This is a genomic window from Mycobacterium simulans, from assembly GCF_900232995.1.
GTDB classification, from domain to species: Bacteria; Actinomycetota; Actinomycetes; order Mycobacteriales; family Mycobacteriaceae; genus Mycobacterium; species Mycobacterium simulans.
This window is the reverse complement of sequence record NZ_OCVX01000005.1, coordinates 176779-196944: the sequence shown is the minus strand read 5'-3', so window position 1 is coordinate 196944 and position 20166 is coordinate 176779. Positions and strand designations below refer to the sequence as shown.

General features: G+C 65.0%; 20 protein-coding genes and 1 pseudogene. 18 read left to right on the top strand and 3 right to left on the bottom strand.

The window, feature by feature from the left end; genetic code table 11:
* Positions 1–14 precede the first annotated feature (14 nt).
* The 6 genes from MSIMFI_RS19575 (at position 15) to MSIMFI_RS19550 (ending at position 6824) form a co-directional block, all read left to right on the top strand.
* Entirely contained in the window at positions 15–983 is a 969-nt protein-coding gene (locus tag MSIMFI_RS19575; protein ID WP_191498765.1) for a bifunctional riboflavin kinase/FAD synthetase, read from the top strand.
* A 135-nt stretch (positions 984–1118) separates the two neighbouring features.
* Positions 1119–1388: a 30S ribosomal protein S15 gene (gene rpsO, locus MSIMFI_RS19570; RefSeq protein ID WP_191498764.1), complete on the top strand. Its 270-nt coding sequence runs from the start codon at positions 1119–1121 to the stop codon at positions 1386–1388.
* Between the two features lie 11 nt (positions 1389–1399).
* Positions 1400–1915: an LppU family putative lipoprotein gene (lppU, locus tag MSIMFI_RS19565; protein WP_191498763.1), complete on the top strand. Its 516-nt coding sequence runs from the start codon at positions 1400–1402 to the stop codon at positions 1913–1915.
* Between the two features lie 305 nt (positions 1916–2220).
* Positions 2221–4491, top strand: coding sequence for a polyribonucleotide nucleotidyltransferase (locus tag MSIMFI_RS19560; protein ID WP_191498762.1), 2271 nt, complete (start codon positions 2221–2223; stop codon positions 4489–4491).
* Positions 4469–5785, top strand: coding sequence for a M16 family metallopeptidase (locus tag MSIMFI_RS19555; protein WP_191498761.1), 1317 nt, complete (start codon positions 4469–4471; stop codon positions 5783–5785). Before MSIMFI_RS19560 ends, MSIMFI_RS19555 begins: the two co-directional genes overlap by 23 nt.
* Positions 5786–5789: 4 nt before the next feature.
* Entirely contained in the window at positions 5790–6824 is a 1035-nt protein-coding gene (locus MSIMFI_RS19550; protein ID WP_191498760.1) for a nitronate monooxygenase, read from the top strand.
* A gap of 3 nt (positions 6825–6827) precedes the next feature.
* On the opposite strand, the gene ald is transcribed toward MSIMFI_RS19550, so the two are convergent.
* Positions 6828–7943: an alanine dehydrogenase gene (gene ald, locus MSIMFI_RS19545; RefSeq protein ID WP_191498759.1), complete on the bottom strand. Its 1116-nt coding sequence runs from the start codon at positions 7941–7943 to the stop codon at positions 6828–6830.
* Between the two features lie 68 nt (positions 7944–8011).
* Here ald and MSIMFI_RS19540 point away from each other — a divergent pair, with 68 nt between their 5' ends.
* From MSIMFI_RS19540 to MSIMFI_RS19525, 4 genes are read left to right on the top strand one after another with little or no spacing between them, the layout of a single operon-like run.
* Positions 8012–8527 (top strand): Lrp/AsnC family transcriptional regulator, encoded by a 516-nt coding sequence (locus MSIMFI_RS19540; protein ID WP_191498758.1) that lies wholly within the window; start codon positions 8012–8014, stop codon positions 8525–8527.
* 19 nt (positions 8528–8546) lie between these two features.
* Positions 8547–9017 carry an SRPBCC family protein gene (locus MSIMFI_RS19535; protein WP_191498757.1) on the top strand — a complete coding sequence of 157 codons (471 nt, stop codon included), beginning with the start codon at positions 8547–8549 and terminating at the stop codon, positions 9015–9017.
* A gap of 29 nt (positions 9018–9046) precedes the next feature.
* A complete protein-coding gene (locus MSIMFI_RS19530; RefSeq protein ID WP_186242508.1) occupies positions 9047–9964 on the top strand; it encodes a metal-dependent hydrolase in 918 nt (305 codons plus the stop codon).
* 3 nt (positions 9965–9967) lie between these two features.
* The gene (locus MSIMFI_RS19525) at positions 9968–11053 is read left to right on the top strand and encodes a PDR/VanB family oxidoreductase (RefSeq protein WP_191498756.1); all 1086 of its coding nucleotides are present in this window, start codon (positions 9968–9970) and stop codon (positions 11051–11053) included.
* On the opposite strand, the gene MSIMFI_RS19520 is transcribed toward MSIMFI_RS19525, so the two are convergent.
* Positions 11040–11552, bottom strand: coding sequence for a GNAT family N-acetyltransferase (locus MSIMFI_RS19520; protein WP_224770340.1), 513 nt, complete (start codon positions 11550–11552; stop codon positions 11040–11042). The genes MSIMFI_RS19525 and MSIMFI_RS19520 overlap by 14 nt on opposite strands.
* Positions 11553–11569: 17 nt before the next feature.
* The gene (locus MSIMFI_RS19515; protein WP_191498755.1) at positions 11570–12916 is read right to left on the bottom strand and encodes an HNH endonuclease signature motif containing protein; all 1347 of its coding nucleotides are present in this window, start codon (positions 12914–12916) and stop codon (positions 11570–11572) included.
* Positions 12917–13020: 104 nt separating this feature from the next.
* On the opposite strand from MSIMFI_RS19515, the gene dapB reads away from it, so the two are divergent.
* From dapB to MSIMFI_RS19475, 8 genes and pseudogenes are all read left to right on the top strand, one after another.
* Positions 13021–13758: a 4-hydroxy-tetrahydrodipicolinate reductase gene (gene dapB, locus MSIMFI_RS19510; RefSeq protein WP_186242511.1), complete on the top strand. Its 738-nt coding sequence runs from the start codon at positions 13021–13023 to the stop codon at positions 13756–13758.
* A complete protein-coding gene (locus MSIMFI_RS19505; protein WP_191498754.1) occupies positions 13755–14210 on the top strand; it encodes a tetratricopeptide repeat protein in 456 nt (151 codons plus the stop codon). The genes dapB and MSIMFI_RS19505 overlap by 4 nt, the downstream gene beginning before the upstream one ends.
* Complete coding sequence (locus MSIMFI_RS19500; protein WP_191498753.1) at positions 14203–14661, top strand: flavodoxin family protein; 459 nt, start codon at positions 14203–14205, stop codon at positions 14659–14661. Before MSIMFI_RS19505 ends, MSIMFI_RS19500 begins: the two co-directional genes overlap by 8 nt.
* Positions 14662–14814: 153 nt before the next feature.
* Positions 14815–15027 carry a hypothetical protein gene (locus MSIMFI_RS28375; RefSeq protein WP_396820440.1) on the top strand — a complete coding sequence of 71 codons (213 nt, stop codon included), beginning with the start codon at positions 14815–14817 and terminating at the stop codon, positions 15025–15027.
* A gap of 15 nt (positions 15028–15042) precedes the next feature.
* The gene (locus MSIMFI_RS19490; protein ID WP_191498752.1) at positions 15043–16191 is read left to right on the top strand and encodes a PPE family protein; all 1149 of its coding nucleotides are present in this window, start codon (positions 15043–15045) and stop codon (positions 16189–16191) included.
* 89 nt (positions 16192–16280) lie between these two features.
* Positions 16281–17806, top strand: a pseudogene (locus MSIMFI_RS19485) (class I adenylate-forming enzyme family protein).
* Between the two features lie 229 nt (positions 17807–18035).
* Positions 18036–18863, top strand: coding sequence for a PPE family protein, SVP subgroup (locus MSIMFI_RS19480; protein ID WP_191498751.1), 828 nt, complete (start codon positions 18036–18038; stop codon positions 18861–18863).
* A 21-nt stretch (positions 18864–18884) separates the two neighbouring features.
* Positions 18885–20057, top strand: a complete 1173-nt coding sequence (locus MSIMFI_RS19475; RefSeq protein ID WP_191498750.1) for a PPE family protein — start codon at positions 18885–18887, stop codon at positions 20055–20057.
* Positions 20058–20166 lie beyond the last annotated feature (109 nt).

The window sequence follows — 20166 nt, the reverse complement described above, 5'->3', positions numbered from 1 at the left end:
GTAGGCTTGCGGACGTGCAGCGGTGGCGTGGCCAGGACGAGATCCCCACAGACTGGGGCAGATGCGTGCTCACAGTCGGGGTGTTCGATGGCGTGCACCGCGGACATGCCGAATTGATTGCCCACGCGGTCAAGGCTAGCCGCGCGCGAGACGTGCCGTCTGTGCTGATGACGTTCGACCCGCACCCGATGGAAGTGGTCTATCCCGGCAGTCATCCGGCGCAGTTGACCACGCTCACTCGCCGTGCCGAGCTGGTCGAAGAGCTGGGCATCGACGTGTTTCTGGTGATGCCGTTCACCACCGATTTCATGAAGCTCACACCAGAGCGCTACATCCACGAGCTGCTGGTGGAGCACCTGCACGTGGTGGAGGTTGTGGTGGGTGCGAACTTCACCTTCGGAAAGAAGGCGGCGGGCAACGTCGACACCCTGCGCCAAGCCGGTGAACGGTTCGGGTTCGCGGTCGAGGGGATGTCGTTGGTGTCCGAGCACCACAGCAACGAGACCGTGACGTTCTCGTCCACCTACATCCGGTCGTGCGTGGACGCGGGCGATGTGATGGCCGCCACCGAAGCACTGGGCCGCCCGCACCGCGTCGAAGGCGTCGTGATCCGCGGTTATGGACGAGGAGCGGAGCTGGGTTATCCCACCGCGAATGTGGCACCGCCGATGTACTCGGCGATTCCCGCCGACGGCGTGTACGCGGCCTGGTTCACCGTGCTGGGACACGCACCGGTGCCCGGCACTATCGTTCCGGGTGAGCGCTACCAGGCCGCGGTGTCCATCGGCACCAATCCGACCTTCTCCGGGCGCACCCGCACGGTCGAGGCGTTCGTGCTGGACAGCAACGCGGACCTATACGGCCAGCATGTGGCCTTGGATTTCGTGGCGCGTATCCGCGGGCAGAAGAGGTTCGACTCGGTCCGCGATCTCGTCGCCGCAATTGGCACCGACATCGACCGGACCCGTGCCCTGCTGGCGTGATGTGTCTGACGAAGCGACGCGCTGCTAAACTGCCCCGGACAAAGACAGACATCGGCGCGTGCTGCGGTTCGCGGTGGCCGTGCCCCTAAACATGAGCTGTAATCCTGATCGCGGACCGATTGATGGAGATATTTCGTGGCGCTGACTGCCGAGCAGAAAAAGGAGATTCTGAACTCCTACGGCCTGCATAAGACCGACACCGGATCCCCGGAGGCGCAGATTGCGCTGCTGACCAAGCGGATCGCCGACCTGACCGAGCACCTCAAGGTGCACAAGCACGACCACCACTCACGGCGCGGGTTGCTGCTGCTGGTTGGGCGTCGCAAGCGGTTGGTCAAATACCTCACGCAGGTGGACGTGGAGCGCTACCGCTCGCTCATTGAGCGGCTGGGTCTGCGTCGCTGACCAGCGGCGCGATGCGCGCCCTACTGCTGGCCATGGTTATGGCCTTTGTGGGATTGACCGGGTGCTCGAGGGCGACCAACAGCACGAGTGCCGCCGATTTCAAGGTGGGGGAGTGTCTCAAGCTCGGAGGAACGCCGGACCGGCCGCAGGCCAGCAAGGCGGCGTGCGGTAGCTCGGCCTCGATCTTCAAGGTCGTTGCCGCCTTCCAGGGAACAGGCGACCGCGCACAATGCCCGGCCGACGTCGACTCGTCCTACTTCATGCACAACGCGGTCAGCGGGGCGAACAACACGGTCTGCCTGGACATCGATTGGGTGATCGGCGGCTGCATGAGTGTCGACCCGCACCACACCACCGACCCGTTTCGCGTCGACTGCAACGACGCATCGGTGCCGCATCGACAGCGGGCTACCGAGATCCTGAAGGACCTCGACCCTCCCATCACCGCGGACCAGTGCGCCAGCGGCCTGGGCTATACCTACACTCAGCGGCGGTTCGTGGTGTGCGTCGAGAACGTCTCCGGCTAGTTCTCGCAAAACGGCGACGTAGCCCGTGTAGAGTGGGGACGTCCTGGGCCGGATCGGTCCAGCAAATGGTGCGGTACGCGCAGATCCGCGCGTGGCGTTCCAGCGAGTCACTATGCATGTTCAAGGGTGCAGCCCAGCCTGTATCGGGCGGTCCTCGGTAGTGGCTGCCGGGCTCCCCGGATCTGGGAAGGTCGGCCGCTTCGATCGATGGCCGTAGCCGCATTCAGGTTCGCTCGTAGGGAAGCTCTGGGTTTCGAGTGACGACGCGAAACAGCCAAATAACCCAGAGAGGCCGCACGGACGTCATGTCTGCAGCTGAAATTGAAGAAGGCGTATTCGAATCGACCGCCACCATCGACAACGGGAGCTTCGGCACCCGCATCGTCCGTTTCGAGACCGGGCGATTGGCCTTGCAGGCCGCCGGTGCGGTGGTCGCATACCTAGACGAAGAAAACATGCTGCTGTCGGCGACCACCGCCAGCAAGAGCCCCAAAGAACACTTCGACTTCTTCCCGCTAACGGTCGACGTCGAGGAGCGGATGTATGCCGCCGGCCGCATCCCCGGTTCGTTTTTCCGTCGTGAGGGCCGCCCGTCCACGGACGCGATCCTGACCTGCCGGCTCATCGACCGCCCGCTGCGCCCGTCGTTCGTCGACGGTCTGCGCAACGAAATCCAGGTCGTCGTGACGATTCTGAGCCTGGATCCCAACGATCTCTATGACGTGCTGGCCATCAACGCCGCGTCGGCATCCACGCAGCTGGGCGGCCTGCCGTTCTCCGGCCCGATCGGTGGGGTGCGGGTCGCGCTCATCGACGGCACCTGGGTCGCATTCCCCACCGTCGAGCAGATCGAGCGCGCCGTGTTCGACATGGTGGTGGCCGGCCGCATCATCGGCGACGGTGACAAAAAAGATATAGCGATCATGATGGTTGAGGCCGAGGCGACCGAGAATGTCGTCGAGCTGGTCGAGGGCGGCGCCCAGGCGCCGACGGAAACCGTGGTGGCTGAGGGCCTGGAGGCGGCCAAGCCGTTCATCGCCGCGCTCTGCACCGCGCAGCAGGAGCTCGCCGACGCGGCCGCCAGGTCGGCCACCGAATATCCGGTATTCCCCGACTACGGCGACGACGTGTACTACTCGGTGGCTTCGGTGGCCACCGATGAGCTGGCTAAGGCACTGACGATCGGCGGCAAGGCCGAGCGGGACCAGCGCACCGATGAGATCAAGGCCGAGGTCATCGAGCGGCTCGCCGACACCTACGAGGGCCGCGAGAAGGAGATCGGCGCCGCGTTCCGCTCGCTAACCAAGAAGCTGGTCCGGCAGCGGATCCTCACCGACCATTTCCGCATCGACGGTCGCGGCATCACCGACATCCGCGCGTTGTCGGCCGAGGTTGCCGTGGTCCCACGCGCCCACGGCAGCGCGCTGTTCGAGCGCGGAGAAACCCAGATCCTCGGCGTGACGACCCTCGACATGGTCAAGATGGCCCAGCAGATCGATTCGCTGGGGCCGGAAACGTCGAAGCGGTACATGCACCACTACAACTTCCCGCCGTTCTCCACCGGCGAAACCGGCCGCGTCGGTTCGCCCAAGCGACGTGAGATCGGGCACGGTGCGCTGGCCGAGCGGGCCTTGGTGCCGGTGCTGCCCAGCGTCGAGGAATTTCCCTATGCGATCCGGCAGGTGTCGGAAGCCCTGGGCTCCAACGGCTCGACCTCTATGGGGTCGGTGTGCGCCTCCACCCTGGCCCTGCTCAACGCCGGCGTGCCGCTCAAGGCGCCGGTGGCCGGCATCGCAATGGGCCTGGTATCTGATGACGTAGAAGTTGAGGCGGTGGACGGCGGAAGAACCGTCGAGCGTCGCTTTGTGACCCTGACCGACATCCTGGGCGCTGAAGACGCGTTCGGCGACATGGACTTCAAGGTCGCCGGAACCAAGGACTTCGTCACCGCACTGCAACTGGACACCAAGCTCGACGGGATCCCTTCGAAAGTTCTAGCAGGTGCTCTCGAACAAGCCCGAGACGCTCGGCTGACCATCCTGGAGGTCATGGCCGAGGCCATCGACAAGCCCGACGAGATGAGCCCATACGCGCCGCGGGTGACCACCATCAAGGTCCCGGTGGACAAGATCGGTGAGGTCATCGGACCCAAGGGCAAGGTGATCAACGCGATCACCGAAGAGACCGGCGCGCAAATCTCCATCGAAGACGACGGCACCGTGTTCGTCGGCGCCACCGACGGGCCGTCAGCGCAGGCGGCGATCGACAAGATCAACGCCATCGCCAACCCGCAGCTGCCTACGGTAGGGGAGCGGTTCCTCGGAACGGTGGTCAAGACAACCGATTTCGGTGCGTTCGTGTCATTGCTGCCCGGTCGCGATGGTCTGGTGCATATCTCCAAACTCGGCAAGGGCAAGCGCATCGCAAAGGTTGAGGACGTCGTCAACGTCGGCGACAAGCTCCGGGTAGAGATAGCCGACATCGACAAGCGCGGAAAGATCTCGCTGGTCCTCGTGGATGACGAAGAGAACTCGGCCCCCGCAGCACCAGCCGATGCCGCGACGGTCAGCAGCTGACCCAGGGGCCGCTCCGGCAGTGCGCCGCACCACACTGCCCGGCGGCCTGCGGGTAGTTACCGAATACCTCCCAGCGGTGCGCTCGGCTTCGGTCGGGGTCTGGGTCGGGGTGGGATCGCGCGACGAGGGCGCCACGGTAGCCGGGGCCGCGCACTTCCTCGAACATTTGCTGTTCAAGTCCACTCCGACCCGCACCGCCGTGGACATCGCGCAAGCGATGGACGCCGTGGGCGGGGAGCTGAACGCATTCACCGCCAAGGAGCACACCTGCTACTACGCGCACGTGCTAGACAGTGACCTCGAGCTGGCCGTCGACCTGGTTGCCGACGTGGTGCTCAACGGTCGCTGCGCCTCCGACGATGTCGAGCTGGAACGCGACGTCGTGCTCGAGGAGATTGCGATGCGCGACGACGACCCCGAGGACGCGCTCGCGGACATGTTCTTGACGGCGTTGTTCGGTGAGCACCCGGTGGGCCGACCTGTGATCGGCAGCGCGCAATCGGTGTCGGCGATGACGCGAACCCAGTTGCACTCGTTTCACGTACGGCGTTACACACCTGACCGAATGGTCGTCGCGGTGGCCGGCAATGTCGACCACGACGAGGTGGTCGCGTTGGTCCGCGAGCATTTCGGGCCGCGTCTGGTCCGCGGGCGTAAACCCGTGGCGCCGCGAAAGGGATCCGGACGCGTGAACGGCCATCCCGGGTTGACGCTGGGCAATCGGGACGCCGAGCAGACTCATGTATCGATGGGCGTCCGCACGCCCGGGCGTGGCTGGGAGCATCGCTGGGCGCTGTCGGTGCTGCACACCGCGCTGGGTGGCGGCCTGAGTTCGCGTTTGTTCCAAGAGGTCCGGGAGTCCCGCGGGCTGGCCTACTCGGTCTACTCGGCGCTGGACATCTTCGCTGACAGCGGGGCACTCTCGATTTATGCCGCGTGCCTGCCCGAGCGTTTCGCTGATGTCATGCGGGTTACCAGCGAGGTGTTGGAATCGGTGGCACGCGACGGCATAACCGAGGCAGAATGCCGGATTGCCAAGGGATCGCTGCGGGGTGGGCTGGTGCTCGGGCTGGAGGATTCCAGCTCCCGGATGAGCCGGCTGGGCCGAAGCGAGTTGAACTATGGCGCGCACCGCACTATCGAGCACACCTTGCGGAAAATTGAGCAGGTTACCGTCGAGGAAGTCAACGCGGTGGCCCGCCATCTGCTGAGCAAGCGGTACGGCGCCGCCGTCCTCGGTCCCTACAGCTCGAAACGTTCACTGCCACAACAACTTCGAGCGATGGTAAATTAACCCGATGGTATTGGGCTTCTGGGATATCGCGGTGCCCATCGTCGGTGCGCCAATGGCTGGCGGCCCAAGCACTCCGGCGCTGGCCGCAGCGGTGTCGAACGCCGGCGGCCTGGGCTTCGTCGCCGGCGGCTACATAACTGCGGAGCAGTTCGCCAAAGACATCGCCGCCGCGCGCGCCGCGACCACGGGGCCCATCGGAGCCAATCTGTTTGTGCCCCAACCCAGCGTCGCCGATTGGGTGCAGTTGGAGTACTACGCGGAAGAACTCGAAGAGGTCGCCGAGTTCTACCGCGTGGAGGTGGGCCATCCAACCCACGGTGACGACGATGAGTGGGAACGCAAGCTCGAAGTGGTGGCCGATGTCCGACCGGAGCTGGTGTCTTTCACCTTCGGGGCACCACCCCCGGATGTTGTTCGCCGGTTGAGCGCGCTGGGACTGTTGGTGTCGATCACCGTGACATCGGCCTACGAGGCAGGGGTGGCCATTGCAGCCGGCGCCGACAGCCTGGTGGTTCAAGGCCCGGGGGCAGGCGGGCACCGTGGCACGTTCGCACCCGACATGGAGCCCGGCGAGGAGTCGCTCCACCAGCTCCTCGACCGCATCGGCAGCACGCACGACGTTCCGCTAATCGCAGCCGGCGGCCTCGGCACCGCCGACGATATCGCGGCCGTGCTGCGCAGGGGCGCGGTAGCCGCGCAGGTCGGCACCGCCCTGCTGCTGGCCGACGAAGCCGGCACCAACACAGCCCACCGTGTTGCCTTGAAGAATCCGGAGTTCGACTCCACCCTGGTGACTCGGGCGTTCTCCGGCCGCTATGCGCGTGGCCTGGCGAACAACTTCACTCGCCTGCTGGATCATGTGGCGCCGCTGGGCTATCCCGAGGTCAACCAGATGACGAAGCCGATACGGGCGGCCGCGATCCAGGCCGAGGACCCGCACGGAACCAACCTCTGGGCGGGAACGGCATACCGCGAGGCCCGACCCGGGCCGGCGGCCGACGTCATCGCATCGCTGACTCCTGACCCGCGTTCGCTGTAGCGATTACGCCAGCACGCTTGCTGGGTCGGTGAACGGCAAACCCAGGTCGGCGGCCACTCGCTCGGACAACAACATGCCATCATGCGTCGAAAGGCCTTTGGCCAATGCGAAATCCGACCGGCAGGCCGCTTGCCAGCCTTGATCGGCGAGATTGAGCACGTACGGCATCGTCGCGTTGGTCAGCGCAAAGGTCGACGTCTTAGGCACCGCGCTGGGCATATTCGCCACACAGTAGAACAGCGTGTCGTGGACTGCGAATGTCGGGTCGTCGTGTGTGGTAGGCCGCGAATCCTCGAAGCAACCACCCTGGTCGATGGCGATGTCTACCAGCACTGCGCCGGATTTCATATGTGCGACAAGCGAATTCGAAACCAACTTGGGTGCCCTGGCGCCGGGCACCAAGACGGCACCGATCACCAGGTCGGCACCTTTGACGGCATCTTCGAGTTCGTAAGCCGACGCGTAGCGGGTTCCGACGGCGATGCCGAATTCGGCGTCGAGTTCGCGAAGTCTGTTGATGTTGACGTCGAAAATTGTGACGGCAGCACCCATTCCGCACGCGATCCGGGCGGCGTTGTAGCCCGCGATGCCGCCGCCGATCACCACGACGTTGGCAGGCTTCACGCCGGGCACCCCGCCCATCAGCACGCCACGGCCGCCGTGGGTCCGCATTAGGTGATAGGCGCCGACCTGAGCGGACAGACGCCCGGCAACCTCGCTCATCGGTGCTAGCAACGGCAACGAGCAGTCGGCGGTCTGTACGGTCTCGTAGGCGATTGACGTTGTGCCCGAAGCTAACAATGCATCGGTACACGGCCGCGACGCGGCCAGGTGGAGATAGGTGAAGAGGGTCTGGCCACCTCGCAAGTGGCGGTATTCGCTCGGAATCGGTTCCTTCACCTTGAGGAGCAGATCGGCGTCGGCCCACACCTCCTCGGCGGTGCTGATCAGTTCGGCGCCCGCGGCTTTGAAGTCCGCGTCGGTGATCGCCGAGCCTTCTCCCGCGCCGGACTGGATCAGCACCTCATGGCCGCGATGGGTCAACTCGGCGACGCCAGCCGGGGTGATGGCCACTCGGAATTCGTTGTTTTTGGTCTCGCTCGGGATGCCGATGCGCATAACCCCAAGTGTGAAGAAAGTTCGGAAGGCTCGCAATCTTAGTGATGATCATTTCGATATAGTTGGGCATGCCTGATAATTCAACGGAAGCGACGGGACGCACCAGCGGCTCGCCGAAGGATGTTCGGCAGGTTGATCTTGATGACGTGGATCGCAGCATTTTGAGCGTGCTGCATGGCGACGCCCGGATCACCAACAACGCGCTCGCGCAGTCGGTCGGGATCGCGCCGTCAACGTGTCATGGCCGTGTCAAGCGGTTGGTAGACCTTGGTGTGATTCGCGGGTTCTATACCGATATCGACCCGGTCGCGGTGGGGTTGCGGCTTCAGGCGATGATTGCGGTCAATCTGCAGTCCAACGCCCGTGGCAAGATTCGCAGCTTCATTCAGCAGATCCGGCGCAGGCGCCAGGTGATGGACGTGTATTTCCTCGCCGGCGCCGACGATTTCATCCTGCATGTCGCGGCTCGCGACACTGAGGACCTGCGTTCGTTTGTGGTCGACAATCTAAATGCCGACGCCGACGTCGCAGGCACTCAGACGTCGCTGATCTTCGAGCATCTGCGCGGAGCTGCTCCCATCTAATGCTGGCTATGATCGGCGAATGACCGATCTTTCTGAGCCGTCTGCGATGGCATCTGTACAGATCGACGCAAGCCCCGATGTGGTGTATCGGCTGATCACCGACCTACCGACGCTGGCCACGCTGGCCGAGGAGGCGGTGGCGATGGAGTTGCGCAACGCTGACGCCGTTGCTCCGGGTGCAGTGTTCGTCGGCCATAACGAGAGCGGCGAGAGGCGTTGGACCACCAAGTGCACGGTCACCGACGCCGAGCCGGGTCGCGTCTTTGCGTTCGATGTGCGCCACACCGTCGTCCCGATCTCCCGCTGGCAATACGACATCGTTGCGGCCGACGGTGGTTGCCGAGTCACCGAAAGCACGTGGGACCGGCGGCCCGGCTGGTTTCGCAAGGTTGCCAAGCTCGCCACCGGCGTCCCCGATCGGGCCGCCGCCAACGCCGAGCACATTCGGCTGACGTTGCAGCGACTCAAACAACGCGCCGAAACCGGATAGCGATCTCGCTGGAGGCAAGGGGGCCCTCGATGAGCACCGTCGACGACCGAGCAGTTGGTCCGCACTCGAGCGAATCGAGCGCCGCCGACCATGAGCGTCTTGTCCTCGAGGCCCGCGATGTCGATTTCGACTGGGCGGACCTGCCGTTTCACTATGTGCCCAACGAGCCGTTGGCCACCCACGTCCTCAACGTCTTGCACCTGCTGCTGCCAGCTGGCGAGGAGTTCTTCGTCGAGGTATTCAAGAAGACGCTGCCGCTAATCAAGGATGATCAACTGCGCCTAGACGTGCAGGGATTCATCGGCCAGGAGGCAATGCATTCCCAGGCGCACTCGGGAGTGCTCGCCCATTTCGATGCCCAGGGTATCGACGTGACTCCGTTCACCGACCAGGCAAAGTGGCTCTTCGACAAACTGCTGGGGGAAAGGCCGCGGCGGAGCCTGCGCCGGCAACACAGCTGGTTGCTGGAGCAGGTTTCGTTCATCGCCGCCATCGAGCACTACACCGCCGTCTTGGGCGAGTGGATCCTGAATTCTCCGCAGCTCGATGCGGTTGGCGCCGACCCGGTGATGCTGGACATGCTCCGGTGGCATGGAGCAGAAGAAGTCGAGCACAAAGCCGTGGCCTTCGACACGATGAGGCATCTGCGCGCCGGGTACTGGCGCCAAGTGCGCACTCAGTTGGCCGTCTCGCCGGTGATGTTGCTGTTATGGATCCGCGGAGTGCGGTTCATGTACTCGGTGGATCCCTACCTGGCGCCGGAGACCAAGCCGCGCTGGCGGGATTATTTCCGCGCAGCACGTCGGGGCCTGGTCCCCGGGCCGCTGCGATTGGCGCGGGTTGTCGGCGACTACTACAAGCCGGGCTTTCACCCGTCGCAGCTGGGTGGGCTCGGATTGGCCGTCGATTACCTCGCAGTCTCACCAGCTGCCCGCGCGTCGCACTGACCTATGGATTGCGCTGTGCCGGAAAGCATTTGGACGAGTAGGCCCGCCGACCTGTATGGCCGCCGCGGGCGAGACCGCTTCGCCACCGCCTTGTGGGGTATCCGTGTGTTGTTCGGAGGCTTCGCCTCCGCCTCGCGGTGGAAGCCGTCGCGGGTGACGCCGGTGCGGCGGACGCACCGCGCCACGGTCATCGAACGCAACTTGGTGGCGCCGGACGTGGTGGCGCTGACGTTGGCCGATCCAGATGGCGGACTACTTCCTTCCTGGACGCCCGGTGGCCACATCGACGTGCAGCTGCCCTCCGGCCGGCGCCGGCAGTACTCACTGTGCGGTCCGCCCGGCCGGCGCACGCACTACCGCATCGCCGTCCGCCGTATCGCCGACGGCGGCGGCGGGTCGATAGAGATGCATGAGGCCTACCGCGCAGGGGACACGCTCATGTTCGAGGGGCCCCGCAACGCGTTCTATCTCGGAGCCGAGCAGGATGTGCTGTTCGTGATTGGCGGCATTGGGGTGACGCCGGTGCTGCCGATGATCCACATGGCTGCGCAGCGCGGAATCGATTGGCGAGCAATCTATGCCGGCCGCAGCCGCGAATACATGCCATTGCTCGACGAGGTGATTTCGGTAGCGCCCGACCGGGTCACGGTATGGGCCGACGACGAGCATGGCCGGTTCGCCGGCGTCGACGAGCTGCTGGTCGGTGCTGGGCCGGCGACTGCCGTTTATGTGTGTGGGCCGACGGCCATGCTGGAGGCGGTTCGGTTGGCCCGCGACGAGCACGCCGGCGCGCCGCTGCACTACGAGCGGTTCAGTCCGCCGCCGGTGATCGACGGCATTCCTTTCGAGCTGGAACTCGCGCGGTCGGGGCACGTTCTCAGGATTCCGCCGAACCGGTCGGCACTTGGCATAATGCTGGACCGGGATCCGACGACCGCCTACTCGTGCCAGCAGGGGTTCTGCGGGACGTGCAAGGTCAAAGTGCTTGCCGGGCAAGTCGATCGCCGTGGCCGCACCGTGGAGGGCGATGACGAGATGCTGGTCTGCGTATCGCGAGCGAAGAGCGGCCGGGTCGTCATCGACGCCTGAGCCGATAGCCGACATGCGGCACGTTCACACCGGGCAATGGCTTCCAGTCGAAGGTGCTGCCGTCAAGTTCGAAGTTCTTCTTCTCGTAGAACATGCGGGCTTTTTCGTTCTTATCTGCACACCACAAAATCACGTCATTTGACGGATGCTCGTATAGAGCCTTGTTGAGCAAGCGGCCACCGATCCCGTGTCGTTGGCTTTCCTCGGTTATGTACAGTGCGTCGATTTGTATGTCATTTGGTTTTGCCAGGTCTGGCCCGTACATTGTCATACCGAGTACTTGGCCTCGCCATTCGGCAATCCGCATCTTCCAGTCCTTGCGACTCAGGGTTTGCGGGTAGAACTCGGCGGCCCAGCGATTCGGCTGAGCGAGCATGTCGAGTAGATGCGTTGCGATTATCCCGGACCAGGACTGACGCCACACCGGATAGTGCATCGCCGCGACCCTGACGAAATCGGTCGGCTTGGCTTCGCGGATCCGGATGTCGCGGGACTTCACATGAGCAAGCCTAGATGCTAGGGGCCTGCGCGCTCCTCGTCGTCGAAGAGGCGTTCCGGGTGGTGGTAGTCGTTGGTGCGCGCCCCGCGGTCCAATTGCGGGGGCGGTATCCACTCGGTGCGGCCGTTGGGCAGTTTGCTTGTCTTCCAGCCCTTTCCGACCAGCTTGTGGTGGGGCTTGCACGCGAAGGTGAGCTTGTCGCCATCGGTCTGGCCGCCGTCGGCCCAATCGTCGACGTGGTGGGCTTCACACCAGTACCCGGGAACGTCGCAGCCCGGGTGGGTGCAGCCGCGATCTTTCGCATAGAGGACCACGCGCTGATCCGGTGAGGCCACACGGCGGGTACGGCCCAGATACAGTGGGCGGCTCGAATGCTCGTCGAATACGGCCAGGTAGTGGTATGAGTGGATGGCCATCCGGATCAAGTCGCGCATGGGCAGCGGCGTTCCGCCCCCCGTCACCGCTTGGCCCGCGCCCGAGGCTAGCTCTTGCAGCGTGGTCGACACGATGACCGTTACCGGCAATCCGTTGTGCATACCGAGCTTCGGATCGCCCAACTGGCCGCGCACCAATGCGTTGAGCGCATCGTGTTGGCGTTGGGCGGTGCTACGCCGGTCGCTGCGGGCGGCGTCCTCAGAGGGCTCGCCGTCAACACACGGGACTTCGTCGTCGGGGTTGCACATGCCGGGTGCCGCGAACCGTGCCAGCCAGGCGTCAATATTGGCGCGCAACTCCGGGGAGGCGACCAACTTTCCGATGCTCATTCCGTCGGCCCGCTGACCACACCATGTGAAGCCCCGCTGGCGCGCCCGGTCGGCGTCGGAGAACTTCCCATCGGGGTTGATCAACAGGGCGCACCGGTGCGCTGCCTTTTCCAGCTGGTCAGGACGTAAATTCGCCGCTTGCCGGGCCAGAAAGCGCTCGGCGTGTGCGACGGCATCCACGGGCGTTGCTTCCGGAAGGTCGCGGATGAACGTTTGAATCACGCGCAGATGCTGCCCATCGAGGACGCCGTCTCGCCACGCCCGGGCGGTAGCCGGCAATTCCGGCGGCAACTCCTGGCCGGTGAGCGTTAACCGTGGCGAGAGCTGTTCGACGTCACGCACCCGTCGACGGGCCTCGGCGTAGCTGATGCGGAGCCAGTCGGCGACGACCTTATAAGTCGGCCCGCCGATGTCGGCCGCATCCTCCTTCGCCAGACTGTGGATCACATCGTGGGTCACCGCCACCTGCCGGCGCCGAGCCGTCTCTAGCCGCTCCAACGTACGCAGGCGCGTAGCGGGGTCGAGGCGGTCGAAATCGAATTCGCCGATCGCGGCGACGGCCGCGTCGAGTGCATCCAATGAGCCAGCTATCGAACTCATGTTCGAATGATATTGCCGTGGGCAGACACCGACCACGACCAAGGCGGTTGCGGTGGATGAACGGCCAACTGTGGACAACTGCGACCCGGTCTAGGGTGAAGGCCATGCGGGTAGGCGTGCTGGGAGCCAAAGGCAAAGTCGGATCAACGATGGTGGCGGCGGTGCAGGCCGCCGAGGACCTGACCCTGTCCGCCGAGGTGGACGCCGGTGATCCGCTGAGCTTGCTCACCGATGGAAGCACGGAAGTTGTCATCGACTTCACCCACCCGGACGTGGTGATGGGCAATCTGGAGTTCTTGATAGACAACGGAATTCATGCCGTGGTCGGTACCACTGGCTTCACCGCCGAACGCATGAGCCAGGTGGAATCGTGGCTTGCTGCCAACCCAAAAACCTCAGTGCTGATCGCGCCCAACTTTGCCATCGGCGCGGTGCTGTCCATGCATTTCGCCAAGCAGGCCGCTCCGTTCTTCGACTCGGCAGAGGTCATCGAGCTACATCACCCGCACAAGGCGGACGCCCCCTCGGGCACGGCCGCGCGCACCGCAAGACTGATCGCCGAGGCTCGAAAAGAGTTGCCGCCCAATCCCGATGCCACCAGCACCAGCCTGCCTGGGGCCCGCGGCGCCGACGTCGACGGCATCCCGGTGCACGCCGTGCGGCTGGCCGGGCTGGTCGCGCACCAGGAGGTGCTCTTCGGGACCGAGGGGGAGACGCTGACCATCCGCCACGACAGCCTGGACCGAACCTCCTTTGTGCCCGGTGTGCTGTTGGCCGTACGCCGCATCCGCGAACGGCCCGGCCTGACCGTCGGTCTAGAGGCATTGCTCAACTTGCAATGACGACTACCGTGCGCATCCAGTTGGTTATCGCGTTCATGTGCGTCGCGATGCTGGCGTACTTTGTGATGCTCGGTCGCCTCGCCGTCGCGATGATCGGTTCGGGCCGGGTCGCCGCCGTCGGGCTGGGGTTGGCGCTGCTGATCATGCCCTTCATCGGGTTGTGGGCCATGGTCGCGACTCTGCGCGCCGGATTCGCGCACCAGAGGCTGGCGCGTCTCATCGCCGAAGACGGGATGGAACTCGATACCAGCGCGCTACCGCGACGGCCATCGGGGCGCATTCAGCGCGACGCGGCCGACTCGCTGTTCGACACCGTGCGTACCGAGCTGGAAGGCGACCCCGCCAACTGGCGTCGCTGGTATCGGTTGGCGCGGGCATACGACTATGCGGGGGATCGGCGCCGTGCCCGGGAAGCCATGAAGACCGCCCTCGAGTTGCACGCCAATGAGTAAGACGCTGCTCCTCGTCCACCACACTCCGTCGCCGCACTGCCAGGAGATGTTCGAGGCGGTCGTGGCGGGGGCGACCGACCCCGAGATCGAGGGCGTGGAGGTCGTTCGGCGACCGGCGCTGACGGTCTCGCCGGTCGAGATGCTGGAGGCCGACGGCTATGTGTTGGGCACCCCGGCGAACCTCGGGTATATCAGCGGTGCCATGAAGCATGCGTTCGACTGCGCTTATTACCAGTTGCTCGACTCGACCCGTGGCCGACCGTTCGGCGTCTACCTCCACGGCAATGAGGGCACGGAGGGAGCCGAGCATGCCATCGACGGCATCACCGCCGGCCTCGGCTGGGTGAGGGCTGCGGAGACGGTGGTCGTAATGGGCAAGCCGACCAAGGCCGACGTTGAGGCGTGCTGGAACCTCGGTGCGACGGTCGCCGCTCAGCTAATGGAGGGGTGATCGCTGGGGTGAGGTAGCGAAGCTGCACCACACCGCTTTACACGGGACGCTGCGGAGTTAGTGATGTCGAGAAATTTATGAAGACTAAATGAATCACCACGTCGACACCGTCTAATCCTGGACCACGTCACGGTCCGCCCCTACCGTCTGTGGGTGCACGGCAACAACGACACGGTCGGCGCCACGGTTTCCAAGCTGGCGACGGGGTTGTCGCTGAGTCAGGCTGCTCACGTGCTCGAGGTCATCGGCGCCATCGACACCGCGGCGCGCGATTGCGTCCAGGAGCTTGGGCGCCCTGCTGGCACCGCCCCTGATGGAATAATGGGCGCCTCAGACGGAGAACCGGCGGCCAATACCCTCGACTAGAAACGGAATGCCCAGGTGGACTTTGGGGCTTTGCCTCCGGAGATCAACTCCGCGCTAATGTACGCCGGCGCGGGCGCGGCACCGCTGCTGGCGGCCGCGGCCGCGTGGAATGGGCTAGCCGTCGAGTTGAGCACTGCTGCGGCCTCCTTCGAGTCGGTCGTCACGCGACTGAGCACTGAGCAGTGGATGGGTCCGGCGTCGCTGTCCATGGTGGCGGCGGCTCAGCCGTTCGTGGCTTGGTTGACCGACACCGCCGAATCCTCGGCGCTCGCGGCGGCACAGGCGATGGCGTCTGCGGCCGCCTTTGAGACGGCATTCGCGATGACGGTGCCACCGGCCGAGGTTGCTGCCAACAGAGCCCAGCTGGCCGCACTGATTGAGACCAACATCCTTGGGCAAAACGCGGAGGCCATCGCGGCTACCGAGGCAAGTTACGGCGAAATGTGGGCCCAAGATGCTTCGGCCATGTACGGCTATGCCGCCTCCTCGGCGATAGCCGGACGACTGGACCCACTGACCAAGCCGTCGCACATCACCAATCCGGCCGGGATCGCCAACCAAGCCGCCGCTGTTGGCCAGGCAGCCGCAACCGGTTCCGCGCAGCAGGTGGCTCTTAGCAACCTGATCAGCAACGTCCCCGATGCCGTCGTGAGCTTGGCCTCCCCAGTCGCGGCGACGACCGACGCGGCGGGCCTGGACGCTGTCGTCCAGGCCGATTTTTCCAAGTCCGTAGAATACGCGTGGCACGGTCTCTCGGGCGGCATCGCGGATTTTTCCATGGCCAGCGTTTCAAATAGTGTCTTCATTGACTCTGCCGATACCGCAGGCACCATTAGCCAGGCCGTTGCTCGTGCCGCGCCGGCGGCCGGAACGGGACACCCGATTACACCGAGGGTCATCGCTAGACCAGCTTTGTCGGCCGGTTTGGGCGATGCGTCCGCGGTCGGTCGCCTGTCGGTCCCGGCAAGCTGGTCAACCGCTGCACCGGCCGCGACTAGCGGCACGGCCTTGGATGGCACAGGCTGGGCAGTTCCCGAGGACGACGGACCGATGGCAGCGATGCCGCCTGCGCCTGGAGCGGCAGTAGCAGCCGACGGCCGTGTCGGCGCAGGGCCGCGGTACGGAGTCAAGCCGACGGTCATGCCCAAGCGAGGCCTTTTCTGATCGGGGGCACTACGACACGTCGCCGGCTGTGAGGCGGCAGGCCGTAATCTATCCCTACGCGGCTGATGGAGTGACGAAAAGTGCCTCAGATAACCGAAATTCCGCGCAGTCACAACCCGTTCGCGCTCACGGGTGTCTCCCGCGATAACAGCGGTGTGCCGCACTACGACAAGCTGCCGGCCACCCTGCTGGACATGCTCGCCGAGCAGGTCGAACGGCGCCCGGACGACGAGGCCGTCGCCGAGCTCGGCGGCGACCGATTGACCTACCGCCAGCTGTGGGACCGGGCATCGCGGGTCGCTGGCGGGCTGCACGCGGGCGGCTTCAAACCGGGCGAGCGTGTCGCCGTGCGGTACCCCGCGGGCGTCAACTGGGTGCTGGCGTTCTGGGGCACGCTCATGGCGGGTGGCATCGCGGTACCGATCAATACACGCTCGACGCAAACCGAGGTCGACTTCGTATTGTCCGACGCGGGGACGCGGATCGACCTGGCACCCGACACCGCGTTGCCCGACGCCGAACCGTACGTGACCGAGCAACTCGACCGTCAAGACACGGCGGCGCTGTTCTACACCTCTGGGACAACCGGCCACCCCAAAGGTGTGCCTACACCCATGAGGCATTCCTGACCAACACCGAGAACGGGCTCCGATGTCTAGGACTGCCAACCAATCTCGGTGCGGCGATGCGCACCCTCATCTCGGTGCCGCTGTTCCACGTGACCGGTTGCAACTCACAGCTGCTGTTGGCCGCTCGCGTCGGGGGAACGGCGGTGATCATGCCCGCGCTCAACCTTGACCAATTGATCGCCACGCTGCCCACCGAACGGATCTCGTTGATGGTGACCGTTCCGGCAGTTTATTCATTATTGCTGCGGCACAAGGATTTTGACACCGTTGATGTGTCTAGCGTGCGCTGGGTGGGCTATGGCGGCGCGCCGATCGCCCCATCGTTGGTGCGCAGGGTGCAGGGCGCGTTCCCGCAAGCCACGGTGTTCAACGGGTACGGCATGACCGAGACGGCGTCGCTGATGACAGTGCTGCCCGACGCAGATGCCGTCGAGCACGCCGACTCCGTCGGCTATCCCGTCCCCTCGGTAGATATCGGAGTCGTTCCCTTTGGCGACGACGAGCCAGGGGTCGGTGAGTTGGTGGTGCGTGGGGCTAATGTCACGGCCGGCTATTGGAATCGGCCGGAGGCCAACAAGGCCACGATCGTGGACGGCTGGTTGCACACCGGCGACGTTGTCCGCGTCGACCACGCCGGCCGGGTGCACATCATCGACCGGCTCAAGGACATCATCAATCGGGGCGGCGAGAACGTGTCCAGTGTCGAAGTCGAAGCCGTGCTGCTGGCCGCCCCCAACGTCGCCGACGCCTGTGTGCTGGCGGTGCCTGACGACCTCATGGGGGAGAAGGTCGGTGCTGTGCTGTTCGGCGGTGCAGAAGACATCGACGTGCCGGCGGTGCTCGAACATTGCCGCGGCCAGCTCGCGGACTTCAAGGTTCCGCAATACGTCACGGTGGTGACCAGTGCACTGCCGCGCAACGCCGGCGGCAAACTCCTCAAGGGCGCGCTCCGCGAACAAATCCACTGGGGCCCGCCACTGCGCTGAGAAGATTGCGGCCCATTTCTCTACGGCAGATAGCGCAAAATGACACGCTCAACATGCCGGCGTTAAGACTGCCGGCACCAGCGTAAACATGCCGTAAAAACTCATAATTTGCGGCTTCCGACTAGGAGCGCGGGGGTGGGGATCGCTAGCCTTATCTCAACGCACAGGTTCTGTCCAGCTAACATGCAGAAATCAGACAGCAAATACACAGGAAACTGAGGAGCAACACATGTCATTCCTGACCACACAGCCGGAGGAGTTAACCGCTGCGGCGGCCAAACTGGAGACGGCGGGTGCAGCAATGGCCGCCCAGAACACGGCTGCAGCACCGCCCATTACCACGGGCGTCATACCCGCGGCGGCCGATGAGATATCGGCGCTGCAGGCGTCATTGTTCACCGCTTACGGCACGCTCTATCAGCAGGTCAACGTCGAAGCGCAAGCCATGTACGACATGTTTGTGAACACCCTCGAAACCAGCGCCAAAACGTATGCCGAGACCGAGGCCGCCAATTCGTCCGCGGCCGCATCGCCCTTGTCGGGCATCTCGAACATTCTCAATGCGGCGCCAAATCCGGTGCCACCTTGGGTGTCAGACATTGCCAACATACTGAACATCGGGGTGGGCAACTGGGCTTCCGCTGCATCGGATCTGATCGGGTTGGCGAGCGGTGCTCTTCTTCCGGCCGTCGAGCAGACCGAAATCGCCGACGCTGCCGCCGACGCTGCCGCCGGGGGCTTGGCGGCCGCGGGCCTGGAACCCGCTGCCGCGGCGGCGGCGGGTTTGGGTGCGGCGCCGCTCGCGGCCGGCGTTGGAGCGGCGTCCTCGATCGGCGCTGTCGCGGTGCCGCCAAGCTGGGCTGGGACGGCCACCCTGGTGTCGAGCACCACTTCCTTGCAGGGTGCCGGCTGGACCGCCGCCGCGCCGCAAACCGCGCCGGTCACCGCCATACCCGGGATGCCGGGGGTGGGTGCGGCCACCCGCAGTAGCGCCGGCTTCGGTGCTCCGCGTTACGGCGTCAAACCCATCGTCATGTCAAAGCCGGCTGTCGCGTAGTTCTAAAGGAACGGGATAACAATGGATTTCGGCGCTTTACCCCCTGAGATCAACTCCGCACGCATGTACGCGGGTGCGGGTTCGGCACCAATGATGGCCGCCGCGGCAGCGTGGCATAGCCTGGCCGTCGAATTAAGCACGACAGCCACCACCGTGGAGTCGGTAATCACGCAGCTGACCACCGAGCAGTGGCTAGGCCCCGCCTCGCTGTCGATGGCGGCGGCAGCCCAGCCCTATCTCGCCTGGTTGACCTACACCGCTGAGTGCGCGCAGCATGCGGGCTCGCAGGCAACGGCCTCGGCGGCCGCCTTTGAGACGGCGTTTGCGATGACGGTGCCCCCGGCGGAGGTCGCGGCCAATCGAGCTCTATTGGCCGCATTGGTAGCGACGAATGTCCTGGGTGTAAACACGCCGGCGATCATGGCGACCGAGGCCCAATACACGGAAATGTGGGCCCAAGACGCTCTGGCCATGTACGGTTACGCGGCTTCGTCGGCGGCCGCCGGGACGCTGAACCCGTTGACCACGCCGTCGCAAATCGCCAACCCGGCAGGGCTGGCCGCCCAGGCCGCCGCGGTCGGCCAAGCCGCCGCGTCCAGCACCGTCGCACAAGTGGGCCTGGGAGATCTGATCACCAACTTGCCCAATGCGGTGATGGCATTCGCCTCCCCCCTTACCTCGGCCGCGGACGTGGGGGGCCTGGGTGGAATTATCCAGGACATCACAGAGCTGTTGGGCATCCCGTTTGTGCAGAACGCCATCAACGGCGTGGTCAACACCGCGGCCTGGTTTGTCATGGCCGGCATCACCAGCTCGGTGTTCCTTGGTCACACCGTCGGGGCGCTAGGCCCGGCGGCTGAAGCCGCCGTGGGTGCCGTTCCGGCCGCGGCTGGAGCAGCCGGTTTGGCGCATGCGGTGGCACCGGCCGGGGGAGCGTTGGCTGCGGGTATGGGGGAGGCGGCCTCGGTAGGCGGCTTGTCCGTGCCGGCGAGTTGGTCTACCGCCGCTCCGGCGATGACTACTGGCGCCTCGGTGGCCGACGGCAGTGGCTGGGCGGTCCCCGAGGAAGCCGGGGCAATCGCGGGAATGCCCGGGATGCCGGGGATCGCCTCGGCGGCCAAGGGCGCCGGCGCCTATGCCGGGCCGCGCTACGGGTTCAAGCCGGTTGTCATGCCCAAACAGGTGGTGGTCTGACCAAGGTGTCCATATGGCCCTTCCGGTCGCCGACCGAGGTGCGATCGCTCTTCGAATCATCCGCACGGCAACCGAATTGGACAATCTTCGGCAGAGCGCGCCGGCGATC

Coding starts and splice junctions, on each gene's coding strand:
- lppU (WP_191498763.1), top strand. CDS start 1,400: ATGCGCGCCCTACTGCTGGCCATGGTTATGGCCTTTGTGGGATTGACC.
- MSIMFI_RS19560 (WP_191498762.1), top strand. CDS start 2,221: ATGTCTGCAGCTGAAATTGAAGAAGGCGTATTCGAATCGACCGCCACC.
- MSIMFI_RS19555 (WP_191498761.1), top strand. CDS start 4,469: ATGCCGCGACGGTCAGCAGCTGACCCAGGGGCCGCTCCGGCAGTGCGC.
- MSIMFI_RS19550 (WP_191498760.1), top strand. CDS start 5,790: ATGGTATTGGGCTTCTGGGATATCGCGGTGCCCATCGTCGGTGCGCCA.
- ald (WP_191498759.1), bottom strand. CDS start 7,943: ATGCGCATCGGCATCCCGAGCGAGACCAAAAACAACGAATTCCGAGTG.
- MSIMFI_RS19540 (WP_191498758.1), top strand. CDS start 8,012: ATGCCTGATAATTCAACGGAAGCGACGGGACGCACCAGCGGCTCGCCG.
- MSIMFI_RS19535 (WP_191498757.1), top strand. CDS start 8,547: ATGACCGATCTTTCTGAGCCGTCTGCGATGGCATCTGTACAGATCGAC.
- MSIMFI_RS19530 (WP_186242508.1), top strand. CDS start 9,047: ATGAGCACCGTCGACGACCGAGCAGTTGGTCCGCACTCGAGCGAATCG.
- MSIMFI_RS19525 (WP_191498756.1), top strand. CDS start 9,968: ATGGATTGCGCTGTGCCGGAAAGCATTTGGACGAGTAGGCCCGCCGAC.
- MSIMFI_RS19515 (WP_191498755.1), bottom strand. CDS start 12,916: ATGAGTTCGATAGCTGGCTCATTGGATGCACTCGACGCGGCCGTCGCC.
- dapB (WP_186242511.1), top strand. CDS start 13,021: ATGCGGGTAGGCGTGCTGGGAGCCAAAGGCAAAGTCGGATCAACGATG.
- MSIMFI_RS19505 (WP_191498754.1), top strand. CDS start 13,755: ATGACGACTACCGTGCGCATCCAGTTGGTTATCGCGTTCATGTGCGTC.
- MSIMFI_RS19500 (WP_191498753.1), top strand. CDS start 14,203: ATGAGTAAGACGCTGCTCCTCGTCCACCACACTCCGTCGCCGCACTGC.
- MSIMFI_RS19480 (WP_191498751.1), top strand. CDS start 18,036: ATGTCATTCCTGACCACACAGCCGGAGGAGTTAACCGCTGCGGCGGCC.
- MSIMFI_RS19475 (WP_191498750.1), top strand. CDS start 18,885: ATGGATTTCGGCGCTTTACCCCCTGAGATCAACTCCGCACGCATGTAC.